The 14,961-nt window shown below is 72.3% G+C and carries 11 protein-coding genes and 1 tRNA gene; 2 read left to right on the top strand and 10 right to left on the bottom strand.

Annotated features, from left to right (window positions below; genetic code table 11):
• Positions 1–23: 23 nt before the first annotated feature.
• Both IFT79_RS13660 and IFT79_RS13655 read left to right on the top strand, forming a co-directional pair.
• A complete protein-coding gene (locus tag IFT79_RS13660) occupies positions 24–1,973 on the top strand; it encodes an ABC transporter ATP-binding protein (protein ID WP_123570470.1) in 1,950 nt (649 codons plus the stop codon).
• A gap of 55 nt (positions 1,974–2,028) precedes the next feature.
• The gene (locus IFT79_RS13655; RefSeq protein WP_056046437.1) at positions 2,029–3,063 is read left to right on the top strand and encodes an enoyl-CoA hydratase/isomerase family protein; all 1,035 of its coding nucleotides are present in this window, start codon (positions 2,029–2,031) and stop codon (positions 3,061–3,063) included.
• Between the two features lie 69 nt (positions 3,064–3,132).
• Here IFT79_RS13655 and IFT79_RS13650 read toward each other — a convergent pair whose 3' ends face one another.
• The 10 genes from IFT79_RS13650 to topA form a co-directional block, all read right to left on the bottom strand.
• On the bottom strand, positions 3,133–4,185 hold the full coding sequence (locus IFT79_RS13650; RefSeq protein WP_192124728.1) for a Gfo/Idh/MocA family oxidoreductase: 1,053 nt from the start codon (positions 4,183–4,185) through the stop codon (positions 3,133–3,135).
• Positions 4,182–5,675 carry an NAD-dependent succinate-semialdehyde dehydrogenase gene (locus tag IFT79_RS13645; protein WP_402751887.1) on the bottom strand — a complete coding sequence of 498 codons (1,494 nt, stop codon included), beginning with the start codon at positions 5,673–5,675 and terminating at the stop codon, positions 4,182–4,184. The genes IFT79_RS13650 and IFT79_RS13645 overlap by 4 nt, the downstream gene beginning before the upstream one ends.
• Positions 5,672–6,280 (bottom strand): isochorismatase family protein, encoded by a 609-nt coding sequence (locus IFT79_RS13640; protein ID WP_192124726.1) that lies wholly within the window; start codon positions 6,278–6,280, stop codon positions 5,672–5,674. Before IFT79_RS13640 ends, IFT79_RS13645 begins: the two co-directional genes overlap by 4 nt.
• Positions 6,281–6,318: 38 nt before the next feature.
• Positions 6,319–7,848 carry a D-alanyl-D-alanine carboxypeptidase/D-alanyl-D-alanine endopeptidase gene (dacB, locus tag IFT79_RS13635; RefSeq protein ID WP_192124724.1) on the bottom strand — a complete coding sequence of 510 codons (1,530 nt, stop codon included), beginning with the start codon at positions 7,846–7,848 and terminating at the stop codon, positions 6,319–6,321.
• A 31-nt stretch (positions 7,849–7,879) separates the two neighbouring features.
• On the bottom strand, positions 7,880–8,863 hold the full coding sequence (locus tag IFT79_RS13630; RefSeq protein ID WP_192124722.1) for a Gfo/Idh/MocA family protein: 984 nt from the start codon (positions 8,861–8,863) through the stop codon (positions 7,880–7,882).
• A gap of 68 nt (positions 8,864–8,931) precedes the next feature.
• On the bottom strand, positions 8,932–9,660 hold the full coding sequence (locus IFT79_RS13625) for a hypothetical protein (RefSeq protein WP_192124719.1): 729 nt from the start codon (positions 9,658–9,660) through the stop codon (positions 8,932–8,934).
• 197 nt (positions 9,661–9,857) lie between these two features.
• Positions 9,858–9,933: transfer RNA gene (locus IFT79_RS13620), tRNA-Thr, on the bottom strand.
• A gap of 57 nt (positions 9,934–9,990) precedes the next feature.
• Complete coding sequence (locus IFT79_RS13615; protein ID WP_055971509.1) at positions 9,991–10,653, bottom strand: TetR/AcrR family transcriptional regulator; 663 nt, start codon at positions 10,651–10,653, stop codon at positions 9,991–9,993.
• Between the two features lie 183 nt (positions 10,654–10,836).
• Positions 10,837–11,985 carry a DNA polymerase III subunit delta' gene (locus tag IFT79_RS13610; protein ID WP_192124717.1) on the bottom strand — a complete coding sequence of 383 codons (1,149 nt, stop codon included), beginning with the start codon at positions 11,983–11,985 and terminating at the stop codon, positions 10,837–10,839.
• A gap of 40 nt (positions 11,986–12,025) precedes the next feature.
• Positions 12,026–14,947 carry a type I DNA topoisomerase gene (gene topA / locus IFT79_RS13605; RefSeq protein WP_192124715.1) on the bottom strand — a complete coding sequence of 974 codons (2,922 nt, stop codon included), beginning with the start codon at positions 14,945–14,947 and terminating at the stop codon, positions 12,026–12,028.
• Positions 14,948–14,961 lie beyond the last annotated feature (14 nt).

Genomic DNA, 14,961 nt, shown 5'->3' with positions numbered 1-14,961 from the left:
GGTCACCTGGCACGAGAGGCATCATGAGCTCCGACACACGCGCGCGCACGACGACGTCCGACGGGAAGGAGGCGCGGGTCGACCCACCGGCCGCGCCCCGGTCGCGGTGGGGTCGCCGTCCGCAGCCCGAGGGTCCGCGTGCCACGTTCCGTCAGCTGTTGCCCTACCTGTTCGAGCACAAGAAGGTCATGGCCGTCATCATCGTGCTCAGCGTCCTGGGTGCCGCGGCGTCGCTCGGTCAGCCGTTGCTCGTGCAGCAGGTCATCTCGGCCGTGCAGGAAGGCGTGACGCTCGGTCCCCTCGTCTGGGCCCTGGTCGCGCTGGTCGTCGTGGCCGGGCTGATCAGCGGGTTCCAGCACTACCTGCTGCAGCGCACCGGCGAGGGCGTCGTCCTGTCGAGCCGCCGTCGCCTCGTCGGACGCATGCTCCGGTTGCCCGTCAGCCAGTTCGACACGCGCCGGACGGGCGACCTCGTGTCGCGGGTCGGCTCGGACACCACCCTGCTGCGGGCCGTGCTCACCCAGGGGCTCGTCGAGGCGATCGGTGGCAGCCTCACCTTCGTCGGCGCCCTGGTCGGCATGTTCCTGATCGACCCCGTTCTGCTCGGACTGACCGTGCTCGTCGTCGCCGTCTCGGTCGTCGTCGTCGTGCTGTTGTCCGGACGCATCCGCGTGGCGAGCCGCCAGGCGCAGGAGAAGGTGGGTGACCTGACGGCCGCCGTCGAACGCGCCATCAGCTCGGTCCGCACGATCCGCGCCTCGGGCGCCACCGAACGCGAGATCGTCGCCGTCGAGCGAGACGCCGAGGGCGCCTACCGACGGGGGCTGCAGGTCGCGCGCATCTCGGCCCTGGTCGTGCCGATCTCGTCCGTCGCCCTCCAGGCCTCCTTCCTCGTCGTGCTCGGCGTCGGAGGTTACCGGGTGGCCAGCGGTGCCATCGAGATCGCCTCGCTCATCTCGTTCGTGCTCTTCCTCTTCCTCATGATCATGCCGCTCGGCCAGGCTCTCGGCGCCGTGCTCAGCGTCAACCAGGCCCTGGGGGCGCTCGGACGGATCCAGGAGATCCTCGACCTGCCGAGCGAGACCGACGGCGACGAGCGCCTCGCGGCCGAGGTCGCGACCCGTGAGGCGGGCGCCGGTGGTCTGGAGGCGGACGACGGCATCGCCGTCCGGTTCGACGACGTGCACTTCCGCTACCCCGACTCGCCGGTCCCCGCCGGGCCGGCCACGGGGGGCCCGCAGGTCTCCGGCGACCCGGTCCACGTCTCGGGTGAAGGCCCCGCCGACGACGACCTCACGGTGTTGCGAGGCGTGAGCTTCTCGGTGCCCGTCGGCAAGCGCACGGCACTCGTCGGCCCTTCGGGAGCAGGGAAGAGCACGATCCTGTCGCTCATCGAGCGTTTCTACGACCCGACCTCGGGTGCCGTGCGCGTGGGGGGCGCCGACGTGCGCACCCTCGACCGGCGCGACCTGCGGTCCCGCATCGGCTACGTCGAACAGGACGCCCCGGTCCTCGCCGGCACCATCCGCGACAACCTCACCCTGGGTTCGCCCGAGGCGACGGACGACGACTGCCGTCGGGTCCTCGAGGCCGTGAACCTCACCGCCGTCCTCGAACGCGGCGACCAGGGCCTCGACGCCCAGGTCGGCGAGGACGGGGTGATGCTCTCCGGAGGCGAGCGCCAGCGCCTGGCCATCGCCCGCACGCTGCTCAACGCGCCGCCGATCCTCCTGCTCGACGAGTCGACCTCGAGCCTCGACGGCCTCAACGAGCAGCGCCTCCGCGAAGCGATCGACGCGGTGGCCGAGAACCGTACGCTCATCGTCATCGCCCACCGGCTGTCGACCGTGGTCGACTCCGACCAGATCGTCGTCGTCGAGGCCGGGCGGGTGGTCGGTGTGGGCACCCACTCCGAACTGGTGGGGACGACGCCGCTGTACAAGGACCTGGCGAAGCACCAACTCCTCGTCTGAGGCCGGGCTCCGCGCGCGACGGGGCGCAGCCACGACACCGTGCGACGATGGCCCGATGAGCGATGTCGCCCCCGCGGTCCTGACCCACGTCGAGCGCGGGGTCGGTGTCGTCACCCTCAACCGCCCGGAGAAGATCAACGCGGTGACGCTCGAGATGCTCGGGCTCGTCGAGCAGGCGCTCGACGCCTGGGAGGACGATTCGCGGGTCTCGGCGGTGCTGTTGCGGGGCGCCGGGCCACGGGGGTTCTGTGCCGGGGGCGACATCGCGTGGATCCACGCCGCCGCCACGACGGACCCTCGGCGCAGCGTGGACATGTGGCGGCGCGAGTACCGTGGCACGCTGCGTCTGTCGCGCTGGTCGAAGCCGATCGTGTCGCTGCTCGACGGCATCGCGATGGGTGCCGGCATCGGGCTCGGCGGTCACGTCACGCTCCGCATCGTCACCGAACGCAGCTCGGTGGGCATGCCGGAGACCCGCATCGGGCTGACACCCGACGCGGGCGGGAGTTTCTTGCTGTCGCGAGCCCCGGGCGAGCTCGGCACCCACCTCGCCCTGACGGGCCGCGCGATGACGGCTGCCGATGCCCTGCACACGGGCTTCGCCGACCTGTTCGTCCCGTCCTCCGAGCTGACTCGAGTCCTGCCGGCACTGGCCGAGGGCGGCCCCGACGCCGTGCGGGCGCTGGGCACGACGGCGGGGCCGTCCGAGCTCGCGGATGCCGCCGGGTGGATCGATCGCGCCTATCGCGGCGACGACGCCGGGACGATCGTGTCCCGCCTGCACGAGCTCGCCGAGGAGGGTCTCGCCGACGCCGGAGCCGTGGTCGACGACCTCGTGGCGGCGTCGCCCACGTCGGTGGTCCTGACCCTCGAAGCCCAGAGGCGGGCGGCCCGTCTACCCGACCTCGAGGCCGTGCTGGGGCAGGAACTCGGCATCGTCACCTCGCTCGCCGCATCACCGGATCTCGTCGAGGGCATCCGGGCACGCGTGATCGACAAGGACCGCCGGCCCCGGTGGTCGCCGTCGACCCTCGCCGAGGTCGACGTCGAGGCGACGCTCGCGACGGTCGACTGGTCCACGCGGCTCTGACCGGGGACGAGTCGACCGCCGCCCCGCTCGCCGCGGCCGGCTGCTCGCGGTTCGCCGCGAGCCACCGGCTCAGAGGCGGACCACGCGTCCCTCCCCCGCGGAACGGCGGGCGGCCTCGATGACCTCGAGTGCCCGGACCGCGTCCCAGGGGTCGACCGGGAGGTCACCGTCGCCTCGGAGCGCCCGGGCCAGTCGGGAGTAGAACTCGGGATAGCGCCCCGGATCGGTCGACTCGTCGCGACGCGTGCCGCCCGTGACGACGACACCACGACGATCGCCCGCGTCGACCCCGTAGGTGGGATCGACCGGCGGCAGTCCGGACGACAGCTGGGCCTCTTGCGGGTCGAGGCCGTGCACCTCGTACGCGCCGGCCGACCCCAGCACCCGGAACCTCGGCCCGGGGAGGGCTGCGACGTGGCTCATCGTGAGCCGCGACCGTCGACCCCCGTCGTGCTCGAGGGACAGGTACACGTCGTCGTCGGCCGAGCCGGTCGGGCGGCGGGTCGCGATCTCGGCATGGACGGACCGGACCGGCCCCAGGAGGCGCACGGCCTGGTCGACGAGGTGCGGGCCCAGGTCGAACAGGATGCCGCCACCGTCGGCGGAGGTGGCCCGACGTTTCCAGCCGAGGCGGTTCTCGAGCTTCCACGGCTCGAAACGCGACTCGACCGTGTGCACGTCGCCCAGCTCACCCGACCCCGCGAGACGCGTCGCCGTCAGGAAGTCGCCGTCCCACCGCCGGTTCTGGTAGACCGTCAGCGGCCGCCCCAGCGACTCGGCGAGCCCGACGAGCCCGCGGGCGTCGTCGGCCGAGGTCGCCAGCGGCTTGTCGACCACCACGGCGGCCCCGGCTCGCAGGGCACGCACCGCGGTCTCGACGTGGGTGTCGTTCGGGGTGGCCACGACGACCAGGTCGAGCTCACGACGCCAGAGGTCGTCCACGTCGGCGACGACCTCGGCACCGGGATGCGCCGCGGCGGCCTGCCCGGCACGGTCGGGGTCGCGCGTGACGACGGCATCGACCTGCCAGGCCGGGTCCGCCGCCAGGAGCGCGCCGTGGAACACCCGTCCTGCGAGCCCGTAGCCCACGATGCCGACGCGCAGCGGCTCGACGGCGCTCATGCGGCGGCGAACGGGTCGGGGGTGAGCACGTAGACCGTCTCGAGGTACTCGTGGATGCCCTCGGCACCGCCTTCGCGGCCGAGGCCCGACGACTTGACGCCGCCGAACGGGGCCGAGGCGTTCGACACCACGCCGACGTTCAGCCCGAGCATGCCGGTCTGCAGCCGTTCGGCCAGCCGCTGCCCTCTGGCGAGGTCCCGCGTGAAGGCGTAGGCGACGAGCCCGAACTCGGTGTCGTTCGCGAGGCGGACCCCCTCGGCCTCGTCCCGGAACGTCGAGACGGCCAGGACGGGGCCGAAGATCTCGGTCGTCAGGATCTCGCTGCCGGGGGCGACGCCCGACACGACGGTCGGCTCGAAGAACGTGCCCGGACCGTCGACGGGGTGGCCGCCGGTCTCGACCACCGCGCCGTGGGCGACGGCGTCGCGGACCAGGCGGTCGGCCTTGTCGACGGCCCGGTCGTCGATCAACGGGCCCACGGAGACCCCGTCGTCGGTCCCCGCGCCCACCCGGAGCCCGCGTACGCGCTCGACCACCCGGGCGGTGAACTCGTCGGCGACCGACTCGTGCACGATGAACCGGTTGGCGGCCGTGCAGGCCTGGCCCACGTTGCGGAACTTCGCCTGCATCGCGCCCTCGACCGCGGCGTCGAGGTCGGCGTCGTCGAAGACCACGAAGGGCGCGTTGCCCCCGAGTTCCATCGAGGTGCGCAACACCTGCTGGGAGGCCTGCGTCAGCAGCGTCGACCCGACCGGCGTCGACCCCGTGAAGCTGAGCTTCCGGAGGCGCGGGTCACGGATCAGGGGCTCGCACACGTCGTTCGCCGACAGGGTCGTCACGACGTTCACCACCCCGTCGGGAACACCCGCCTCGGCGAGCAGGGCGGCGAAGGCGAGCGTCGTGAGCGGCGTCAGCTCGGCCGGCTTGACGACCACCGTGCAGCCGGCGGCGAGGGCGGGCGCGATCTTGCGGGTCGCCATGGCGAGGGGGAAGTTCCACGGGGTGATGAGCAGGCACGGGCCCACCGGGCGGTGCAACACCGTCGTCCGGCCGGTGCCCTCGGGGTTGGTGCCGTAGCGACCCGAGACGCGCACGGCCTCTTCGGAGAACCAGCGGAGGAACTCGCCGCCGTAGGTGACCTCGCCGAGCGACTCGTCCAGCGGCTTGCCCATCTCGAGCGTCATCAGGAGGGCGAAGTCGTCGCGCCGCTGCATCAGCAGGTCGAAGGCGCGACGCAACACCTCGCTGCGGTGGCGGGGGGACGTGGCCGCCCAGTCCTCTTGCGCGGCGACCGCGGCGTCGAGGGCCCGCAGGCCGTCGGCGGGAGTGGCGTCGGCCACCGCGACCAGGACCTCGCCCGTGGCCGGGTCGACGACGTCGATCGTCTCGCCGGAGGACGACGGGCCCCACGAGCCCCCCACGAAGAGGCCGGTGGGCACGGCCTCGACCACGCGACGACGCTCGGCGGCCGTCACGACCGGGCGGCTCACGCCGGGACCCCGGTCGAGCCGTCGACGACGTCGGACGACGGGACCGTGCGCACGCCGGCCGCGCGCAGCTCGGCCAGGGCGGCCTCGCTCGGAGACGGGGCCACACCCGCCACGAGGTCGGTCAGCACCGTGACCCCGAGCCCGGCGGTGACGGCGTCGAGGGCCGAGGCCCGGACGCAGTGGTCGGTCGCCAGACCGACAACGTCGACCTCGTCGACGCCCGTCGCGGCGAGGACGTCACCGAACGGCCGCCCGTCGTCGACGAGCCCGTCGAACAACGAATAGGCCGGCCGACCGTCGCCCTTGAGCACGTGGACGTCGACGAGGGCGGTGTCGAGGTCGGGGTGGTAGTCGGCACCGGTCGACCCCTGCACGCAGTGGACCGGCCACGAGTCGACGAAGTCGGGCTCGGGGCTGAAGTGGCCGCCGTTGTCGCCGTCGGCCGCATGCCAGTCGCGGCTGGCGACGACGAGGTCGTACCGGTCGCGATGGGCGCGGAGGTGGTCGGTGACCGCCTGCGCGACGTGGGCGCCGCCGGTGACCCCGAGCGCGCCTCCTTCGGTGAAGTCGTTCTGGACGTCGATGACGAAGAGTGCTCTGGTCATGCGACCATTCTCGCGCGCCGCACCGACAGCGGAACGCCTCAGCCGTTGGCCAGGTTGTCGCCGCAGCTGTAGACGGCCGTCGTCAGGGTGTCGAGGGCGGCCCGCGCGTCGTCCTGCACCGAGCCGATCGCGTAGAAGGCGAAGGTGAGCTTCGTGCCGTCCGCCGCGTCGACCGTGCCGGCGAGCGTGTAGGCCGTGTCGATCCAGCCGGTCTTGGCGTGCACGGCACCACGGGCCACGGCGTTCGCGCCCGTGAACCGGGAGGCGAGCGTGCCCGTCTTGCCCGACACCGGCAGCGCGTCGTAGACGACGCCGAGGCCGTGCTCGCGGTTGAGGACCTGGATCATCAGGCGCGCCACGAAGGTCGAGGGCACGGCGTCGTTCTCGCTCAGGCCGGACCCGTCGATGATCGTGAGCGACGACGTGTCGAGACCGTAGGTCGACGAGAGCACGGACTTGTAGAGGGCGGTGAGCGACGCGGCCGACCCGTCGGCACCGGACGCCTTCGACGAGACGCGTGCGAGCATCTCGGCGAGGGTGTTGTCGGAGGTCGGCAGCAGCTGCGAGATCAGGCGGCTGACCGGCTGGGACGACACCTGGGCGATCACGGTGCCGCTCGTGGCGGCGCCCTGGGTCATGGTGGCGGAGTCGGCGCCGACGACGCCCGCGGCGACGAGCGCGGAGCGGAAGGCGTCGCCGGCACGGGCGACGGGGTCGGTGCTGCGCGGACTCGTCTGGGCCGCGGGGTTCGCCCGGTCGCCGTCGACCATGAGCGCGGTGACCTCGGAGTGGTACCCGATGGTCTGCTCGGTGCGCTTCCAGGACGGGTCCCACTTGTCGGAGGGGTTCCAGAAGGTGGCGTCGAGCGTGATCTGCGTGAGGGGCTGCTCGCCGAGCGACGCCTTCACCTGGGTCGCGAGGTCGGCCACCGTGGGGGCCCCGGTGTACACGCTCGAGCCGGTGGCGCTGAGCGTGGCGTCACCGCCGCCGACCAGGGACACGGCACCCGTCCCGGCGTCGCCGGTCACCCGGGTCGTGAGACGCGCGTCGGGCCCGAGGACCGACAGGGCGACCGCGCTCGTCAGGGTCTTCAACACGCTGCCCGTGCGGGCCGGGGTCGAGCCGTTGCGGTCGAAGAGGACCTCGCCCGTGGCGGCGTTGACCACGCTGCCCTCGAACTGGGCGAGACGGGCGTCCGACGCGGCCCCGGTGACCGAGCAGGTCCGGAGGCGCGTGGCACCCGGGATCTCGGCGGGAACCGAACGGGCGGGGTCGACCGAGGAGGTCGGGGTCGGGGTGACCGTGACCGCCGGCTCGGGGCTCGACGCGGTGGCCCGTGCCGTCCCGGCGTCGGGCGCGGTGGCGGCCCCGGCGGCCACGGCGCCGCCGCCGAGCAGCGCGAAGGCGAGGACGCCCGCCGTCACGACGACCCCCCGCGGACGCGAGGAGACCCAACGCCGCACCGAGGCGCCCGCCCCCGTGGACCGGGCCGCGTCGCCGGAGCCGACGCCGTCGCCCCCCGTGGTCGACTCGGGACGGTCGTGACGTGGCTCACCCTGATCGCTCATCGAGGACATCATACGGAGCCTCGCGCCCACGTCATCCCTCGGAGGGGTACCGCACGCCGATCTGTCGGCGGACCTCGTCCATGGTGCGCATGACGCCCACGACGTCGGCGGCTGTCAGCAGCGGACTCTCTCGCTCGCCCGCCGCCACGACCCGTTCGAGTTCGAGCGCCTGGTGGTGCATGCCCCTCAGCCCGTTCTCGTCGGCCTCGTAGCGTTCGACCACGGCGTCGTCCTGATCACGCACCGTGAAGCCCCCGGGCGCGTAGAACGTGTCGTCGACGTCGATGCGGCCGGCGGTGCCGAGCAGCGTCGCCGTGTTGCGCCCCGAGGTGTCGAGGGCGGCGTACAGCTGGGCCGTCGCACCCGACTCGTGACCGAGCTGGATCGCGACGCGGGCGTCCACGCCCTGGTCGCTCAGCGTGGCGGCGGCCGAGACCGTCGAGGGCGCCCCGAGCAGGTCGTCCGCGAACGACACCGGGTACACCCCGAGGTCGAGCAGGGCCCCGCCGCCGAGGGCCGGGTCGTTGATGCGGTGGTGGGGATCGGTGGGCAGCGACTGGACGTGCACGGCCGTCAGGAGGCGCACCTCGCCGATGACCCCGGAGCGCACGACCTCGCGCAGTCGCGCGCTCTGCGGCGTGTACCGCGTCCACATCGCCTCGAGGACGACCACGCCGGCCTCGCGAGCGGCCGCGTGGACCCGCTCGGCCTCGATGGCGTTCACGGTGAAGGCCTTCTCGACGAGGACGTGCTTGCCGGCAGCGATGGCCAGCAGGGCGTTCTCGGCGTGGAACGGGTGCGGGGTGGCGACGTAGACCACGTCGACCTCGGGGTCGGCGACCAGGTCGTCGTAGCTGCCGTGAGCCCCCGGGACCCCGGCACGGTCGGCGAACTCGCGTGCCTTGGCCAGGTCTCGCGATCCGACGGCGGAGACGGTCGACCCCGCCCCCTGCAGGTCGGACGTGAAGGTGGCGGCGATGCCGCCGGCGCCGAGGATTCCCCATCGAAGTGTCATGCGGACTGTCTACCAGTCACCGCCGACGGGGAGGCCCGCGAGGGTCGAGGCGCCGTCCCGCGGTTCGTTCAGCAGGCGTACCAACGACTGGCCGAACGGACGAAGTCCGGGCTGTCGTCCGGTGCTCCCCCGTGCACGGCGGCGAACCCGACACAGGCGTGCGCGAGGTCTCCGCGGAAGTCCGGTCGGTAGACGGCGTCGCGGTGCGGGGCCGAGGCCCACCACTTGGCGGCGGCGACGTCGCCCGTGGTCGACGTGCCGCCCGCGAGGTTGCCGTCGCAGCCGACCGGGGGCACCCCGTCGCTGCGGACCACCTCGCCCTTGTGCCCCCAAGCGCTCAACGGATCGGGGCTCGGGTCGCCGGCGACCCAGAAGAGGTACTGCTCGAGGCACGCGTCGTACCGCACGTTCGCGGCCGGCAGCAGCCCGAGGCACGCCGCCTGTCGCCGCTCGTCGTACGCCGTCCGGAACGCGTCGAGGTCGGCGGCGGTCGTGCCCGTGGCGCCGCTCGCCGCGTCGGGGGCACCCGTCGCGCCGCTCCCGGCATCGGCGCCGGGCTGCGCGGGCGAGGGGACGGAGGCGCCGGTGGCGTCGTCGACGCACCCCGCGCCTCCTGCGTCCTCGGTCGTGAGGCCCGCCTCGGATGCGGGGTCGCCGCTCGCGAGGACCACCGTCGTCGGTCCGTCGGCCACGCCGGCCGTCGCGAGGGCCGAGGAGTCGCCTCCGGCCCAGACGACGAGGAGGATGCCCGCCAGGACGGCGGCGAGCAGCGCGGTGCAGATCACTCGGAGGGGCATGCGGGCCACCTCCTTCCGGCATCAGGTGGTCGTCGCAGATCGACCGTAGGGCGACGGGACGACGCCCGGGGGCCGTTCGGGGTACAAGTCGACGACGCCCTCACCACTATTGGGGGCGGAGGGACCGGGACCGGGGCCTCGAGACGGCACGCCCTCGGGCGAGAACAGCCCCGGGTCGTGGTGACCCGGGGCTGTGGTGGAGCCGCTTATCAGAATCGAACTGATGACCTTCTCATTACGAGTGAGACGCTCTACCGACTGAGCTAAAGCGGCGGGGCCGGCCTCGGCCGGTTGCCCGTGCCTCGCGGCACGATTAGATACTGTACAGGATCAGCGGACCTCACGCGTCACGAGACGACCGAGCTCGACGAAGCTGGCCTCCATGCGGGCGCGCAGGCTGTACCGCATGTCGCTGAGGTGGTCCACGTCGTCGTCGTCGATCCACTCGGCCCAGGCATGGCGGAGGGTGGCGATGCTGACCAGCGACACCAGGTGCGCGCGGCTGAGCAACGAGGCGTCGACGGCGTCGTCCGCCACTCCCTCGTCGGCCGCCATGCGTTGCGCGACGACGGTCGTCAGTCGCTCCTCGAAGACGCGCGTCGACGCGATGCGACGGGCCAGCAGGTCGGGGTGCGCCCGCAGCACCCGGCGACGCAGGACGACGAGCTCGCGATCGACCGTGGCCGACTCGACGGCGTGCGTCAGCAGCTGGATCAGGCTCGACAACACGGGCTCGTCGCGTTGGGCCACGAACCGCTCGAGGTCTCGACCGTCCGGCAGCGCGGGCGGATCGCCGACGACGGCTTCTTCCTTGGAGGGGAAGTAGTTGAAGAAGGTCCGCGGCGAGACGTCGGCCCGGCGGCTGACCATGTCGACCGTCACCGCGTCGAGCCCGTGTTCGACGATGAGGTCGAGGACGGCGACCTGGATCGCTCGTCGGGTGGCCAGACGTTTGCGCTCGCGCAGACCGGGGGCGGCGTTCGGGTCGCTCATCAGGCCATCATCGCTCATGCCGCCGGGGAAAGGGGTGGACGCCCCCCGCCGATCCGGTGCTCGGGCCGGTGCCGCCGGCGCCGGTGCCGCCGGGCCGCCGCCGGGCCGGTGCCGCCGTCGCCGGTGTCGCCGACGCCGGTGTCGCCGACGCCGGTGTCGCCGGGCCGGTGTCGCCGACGCCGGTCAGCGGGTGGCGTGACGGCTGACGACCACCAGCATGGCTTCGAGCGCCATGGCCGGTGACACGTTGGCCTCGATGCGGCGGCGGGCCAGGGCGATCGCGTCGAGGACGGCCAGGGTCGCGGCCGGCGTGGAAGCGGTCGCCGCGGCGTCGAGCTGTGCCCGGATGGCCTCGTTGATGGGCTGCTCGTCGACGCCCAGCTGCAGCAGCAGGACGTCTCGGTACAGCGAGAGGAGGTCGACCATGATGCGATCGATCCCGTCGCGGAGGCTCCGGGTCGCTCGCCGTTTCTGGTCGTCCTCGAGGGCGCGCAGTTGGCTTCGCAACGCCGGAGGCACGGTGCCACCCGGCTCGACGCCCAGGGAGCGCAACGCGCTCGCCCGTTCTTCGGCGTCACGCTCTTCCGTGATCGCCTTGGCGTCGTCGCCGGCCACCGCGAGCAGGGTCGCCGCCGCGATGACGGCGTCCGAGACGCTGCGGATGCCCAGGGCGGTCTCGAGGGTCTGGCGACGTCGCGACCTCGCCGAGGCGTCGAGCGCCAGGCGCCGCGCCATGCCGATGTGGCTCTGGGCCTCCCGGGCCGCCACGAGGGCGATCTCGGGCTCCACCCCGTCGCGGTCCTCGAGGAGCGCGGCGACGTCGGCCACGGCGGGCATGCGGAGGCGCACGCTGCGGACGCGGGAGCGGATCGTCGGGATGAGGTCGGCCTCACTCGGGGCGCACAGCAGCCAGACCGTCCGGGGTGGCGGCTCCTCGAGCGCCTTGAGCAGGAGGTTCGAGGTGCGCTCGGTCATGCGGTCGGCGTCCTCGATGACGACCACCCGGTAGCGACCCACCGACGGCGAGAACTGGCTCGCCGCGACCAGGGACCGGACCTCGTCGATCGTGATGATGATGCGTTCCGTGCTGAGGACCGCGAGGTCGGGATGCGACCTCGCGGCGACCTGCCGGAGGGTCGCCTCCTCGTCGGCCGGCTCTCGTGAGAGCAACGCGGCCGCGAAGGCGTAGGCGAGGTTGGAGCGACCCGAGCCGGGCGGGCCGGTGATGAGCCACGAATGGGTCATCGAGGCGTTGCCGGGCTGGGTGGAAGCCGCCGCGGTCAACGCCTCGATGGCGTCGGGCTGACCCGTGAGGTGTTCCCAGAGGGGCATGGTCAGCGTGCGCCCTCGACTCGAGGGCCTACCCCGCCGGTCACTCGGCCGCCGGGGCCTTCGGGGCCGACGTCTTCGCGGCCGGCGCCTTCTTCGCCGCGGTGGTCGTCTTGGCGGTGGCCGTCTTCGCGGTGGTGGCCTTCTTGGCCGGTGCCTTGGCCGTGGCGGCCTTCTTGGCGGGTGCCTTCTTGGCCGGAGCCTTCTTGGCGGCCGCCTTGGGTTTGGCCGGACCCTTGGCCCGCTTGTCGGCGAGCAGCTGGACGGCGCGGTCGAAGTCGACCTCTTCCACCGTCTCGCCCCGCGGGATGGTCGCGTTCGTCTCGCCGTCGGTGACGTACGGGCCGAACCGGCCGTCCTTCACCTTGATGGGCTTGCCGCTCACCGGATCGGCCTCGAACTCCTTCAGGGAGCTGCTGGCCTTGCGGGCACCGTACTTCGGCTGGGCGTAGAGCTCGAGCGCCCCGGGCAGGTCGATCTCGAAGATCTGGTCCTCGCTCGTCAACGACCGGGTGTCGGTGCCCTTCTTGAGGTAGGGGCCGTAGCGCCCGTTCTGCGCCTGGATCTCGTCGCCGCTCTCGGGGTCGGTGCCGACGGTCCGGGGCAGGTCGAGCAGCCGCAGCGCCGTGTCGAGGTCGACCGTGTCGACGCCCATGCTCTTGAAGAGCGACGCCGTACGTTCTTTCGGAGCGGCGGCCTTCTTGGCGGGGGCCTTCTTCGCCGGAGCTTTCTTGGCCCCGGTCGTGGTCGCGGCGGCGGACGACGGCTCGGTCACCTCGCCCGTGGCGGGGTCGGCCGTGATCTCGTCGGTCGCCGACTCGGGGGTCCGCTCGGTCACGTACGGGCCGAAGCGGCCGTCCTTCGCGATGACCTCCTTGCCCGTCTCGGGGTTCAGACCCAGCACGCGGTCGCCGACGACGGGGGCGTCGATGAGCTCGCGGGCCTTCTCGGCCGTCAACTCGTCGGGGGCGAGGTCCTCGGGAACGTTGACCCGACGGGGCGTCTCGGGGTCGTCGCCCGGCGCCTCGAGGTAGGGGCCGTAGCGACCGATGCGCAGGGTCACGCCGTCGGCGAGCACGATGGAGTTGATGTCGCGCGCGTCGATCTCGCCCAGGTTGTCGATGACCTTGCGGAGACCACGGTGCGACTCGTTGCCGAAGTAGAAGCCGTTCAACCAGTCCACGCGGTCGGCGTCGCCGCCGGCGATGAGGTCGAGGTCGTCCTCCATGCTGGCCGTGAAGTCGTACTCGACCAGGTCGGCGAAGTAGTCCTCGAGCAGACGGACCACCGAGAAGGCGATCCAGTTCGGGACGAGGGCCGTTCCGCGAGGGGTGACGTAGCCACGGTCGACGATGGTCGACATGATGGCGGCGTAGGTCGAGGGGCGTCCGATGCCGAGCTCTTCCAGGGTCTTGACGAGGCTCGCCTCGGTGTAGCGCGGCGGTGCCGACGTGTCGTGGCCCTTCGCCTCGACCTCGTCGAGGCCGAGGGCCTGACCGGCGGTCAGCGGGGGCAGCTTGGCCTCGGCCGGCTCGGCGGCGCCGTGGCGGTCCTCGTCACGACCCTCTTCGTAGGCGTTGAGGAACCCGCGGAACGTGATCACCGTGCCGGACGCGGCGAACTCGGCGAGCGTCCCGGCGGCGGCGCGAGGCGCGATGCCCTCGACGAGTCCCGAGGTCGTCGCCGAGACGACGACCGAGGCGGTCGAACCCTTGGCGTCCGCCATCTGCGAGGCGACCGTGCGCTTCCAGATGAGGTCGTAGAGCTTCCAGTCGTTGCCCCGCAGGACGTTCTGCATCTCGGACGGCGTCTTGAAGGTGTCGCCCGACGGACGGATGGCCTCGTGCGCCTCCTGGGCGTTCTTGCTCTTGCCCGTGTACAGCCGGGGCTTATCGGGGACGGTGTCGGACCCGTAGAGCTTGGCCGCCTGGCTGCGCGCCGCACCGATCGCCTGCTGCGACAGCGCCGGCGAGTCGGTGCGCATGTAGGTGATGTGGCCGTTCTCGTAGAGCGACTGCGCGACGCTCATGGTCTGTCGGGCCGAGAAGCGCAGTTTGCGCGCTGCCTCCTGTTGGAGGGTCGACGTCGTGAAGGGAGCCGCCGGTCGGCGGGTGTAGGGCTTCGAGTCCACCGAGCCGACGACGATCTCGACGTCCGACGAACCCAGCGCCTCGGCGAGCGCCCGCGACGCCGCCTCGTCGAGCGCGACGGCATCGTTCTTCAAGCGGCCCCGGTCGTCGAAGTCGCGCCCCGCGGCCACGCGTCCTCCGTTGACGCGGACGAGGCGTGACCCGAAGGCGACCTTCGACTCCCCCTCGGCCGCGACGGGCTCGAAGGTCGCGGTGAGGTCCCAGTAGGAGGCGGAGACGAAGGCGAGGCGTTCACGCTCGCGGTCGACGACGAGACGGGTCGCCGCCGACTGCACGCGCCCGGCCGAGAGACCGGGGCCGACCTTGCGCCACAGCACGGGCGAGACCTCGTAGCCGTAGAGGCGGTCGAGGATGCGACGGGTCTCTTGCGCATCGACCAGGGCGGTGTCGAGGTCGCGGGTGTTCTCCTGCGCCTTCTGGATGGCGTCCTTCGTGATCTCGTGGAAGACCATGCGCTTGACCGGCACCTTGGGCTTGAGCTCTTGCAGGAGGTGCCACGCGATGGCCTCGCCCTCGCGGTCCTCGTCTGTCGCGAGGTAGAGCTCGTCGGCGTTCTTCAGCGCGCGCTTGAGGTCGGAGACCGTCTTCTTCTTGGCGTCGGAGACGACGTAGTAGGGCTCGAAGCCGTTCTCGACGTCGACGGAGAACTTGCCCATCGACCCCTTCTTCAGCTCGGCCGGGAGGTTCTTGGGCTCGACGAGGTCGCGGATGTGACCGACGGAGGCGAGCACCTCGTATCCGTCGCCGAGGTACTGCCCGATCGTCTTGGCCTTGGCGGGCGACTCGACGATGACCAGTTTCTTCGTGCCTGGCACGGGACTCCTTGGGT

It is taken from the genome of Frigoribacterium sp. CFBP 8759 (genome assembly GCF_014841655.1).
Taxonomy (GTDB): Bacteria; Actinomycetota; Actinomycetes; order Actinomycetales; family Microbacteriaceae; genus Frigoribacterium.
This window is presented reverse-complemented; position numbering and strand designations above follow the sequence as displayed.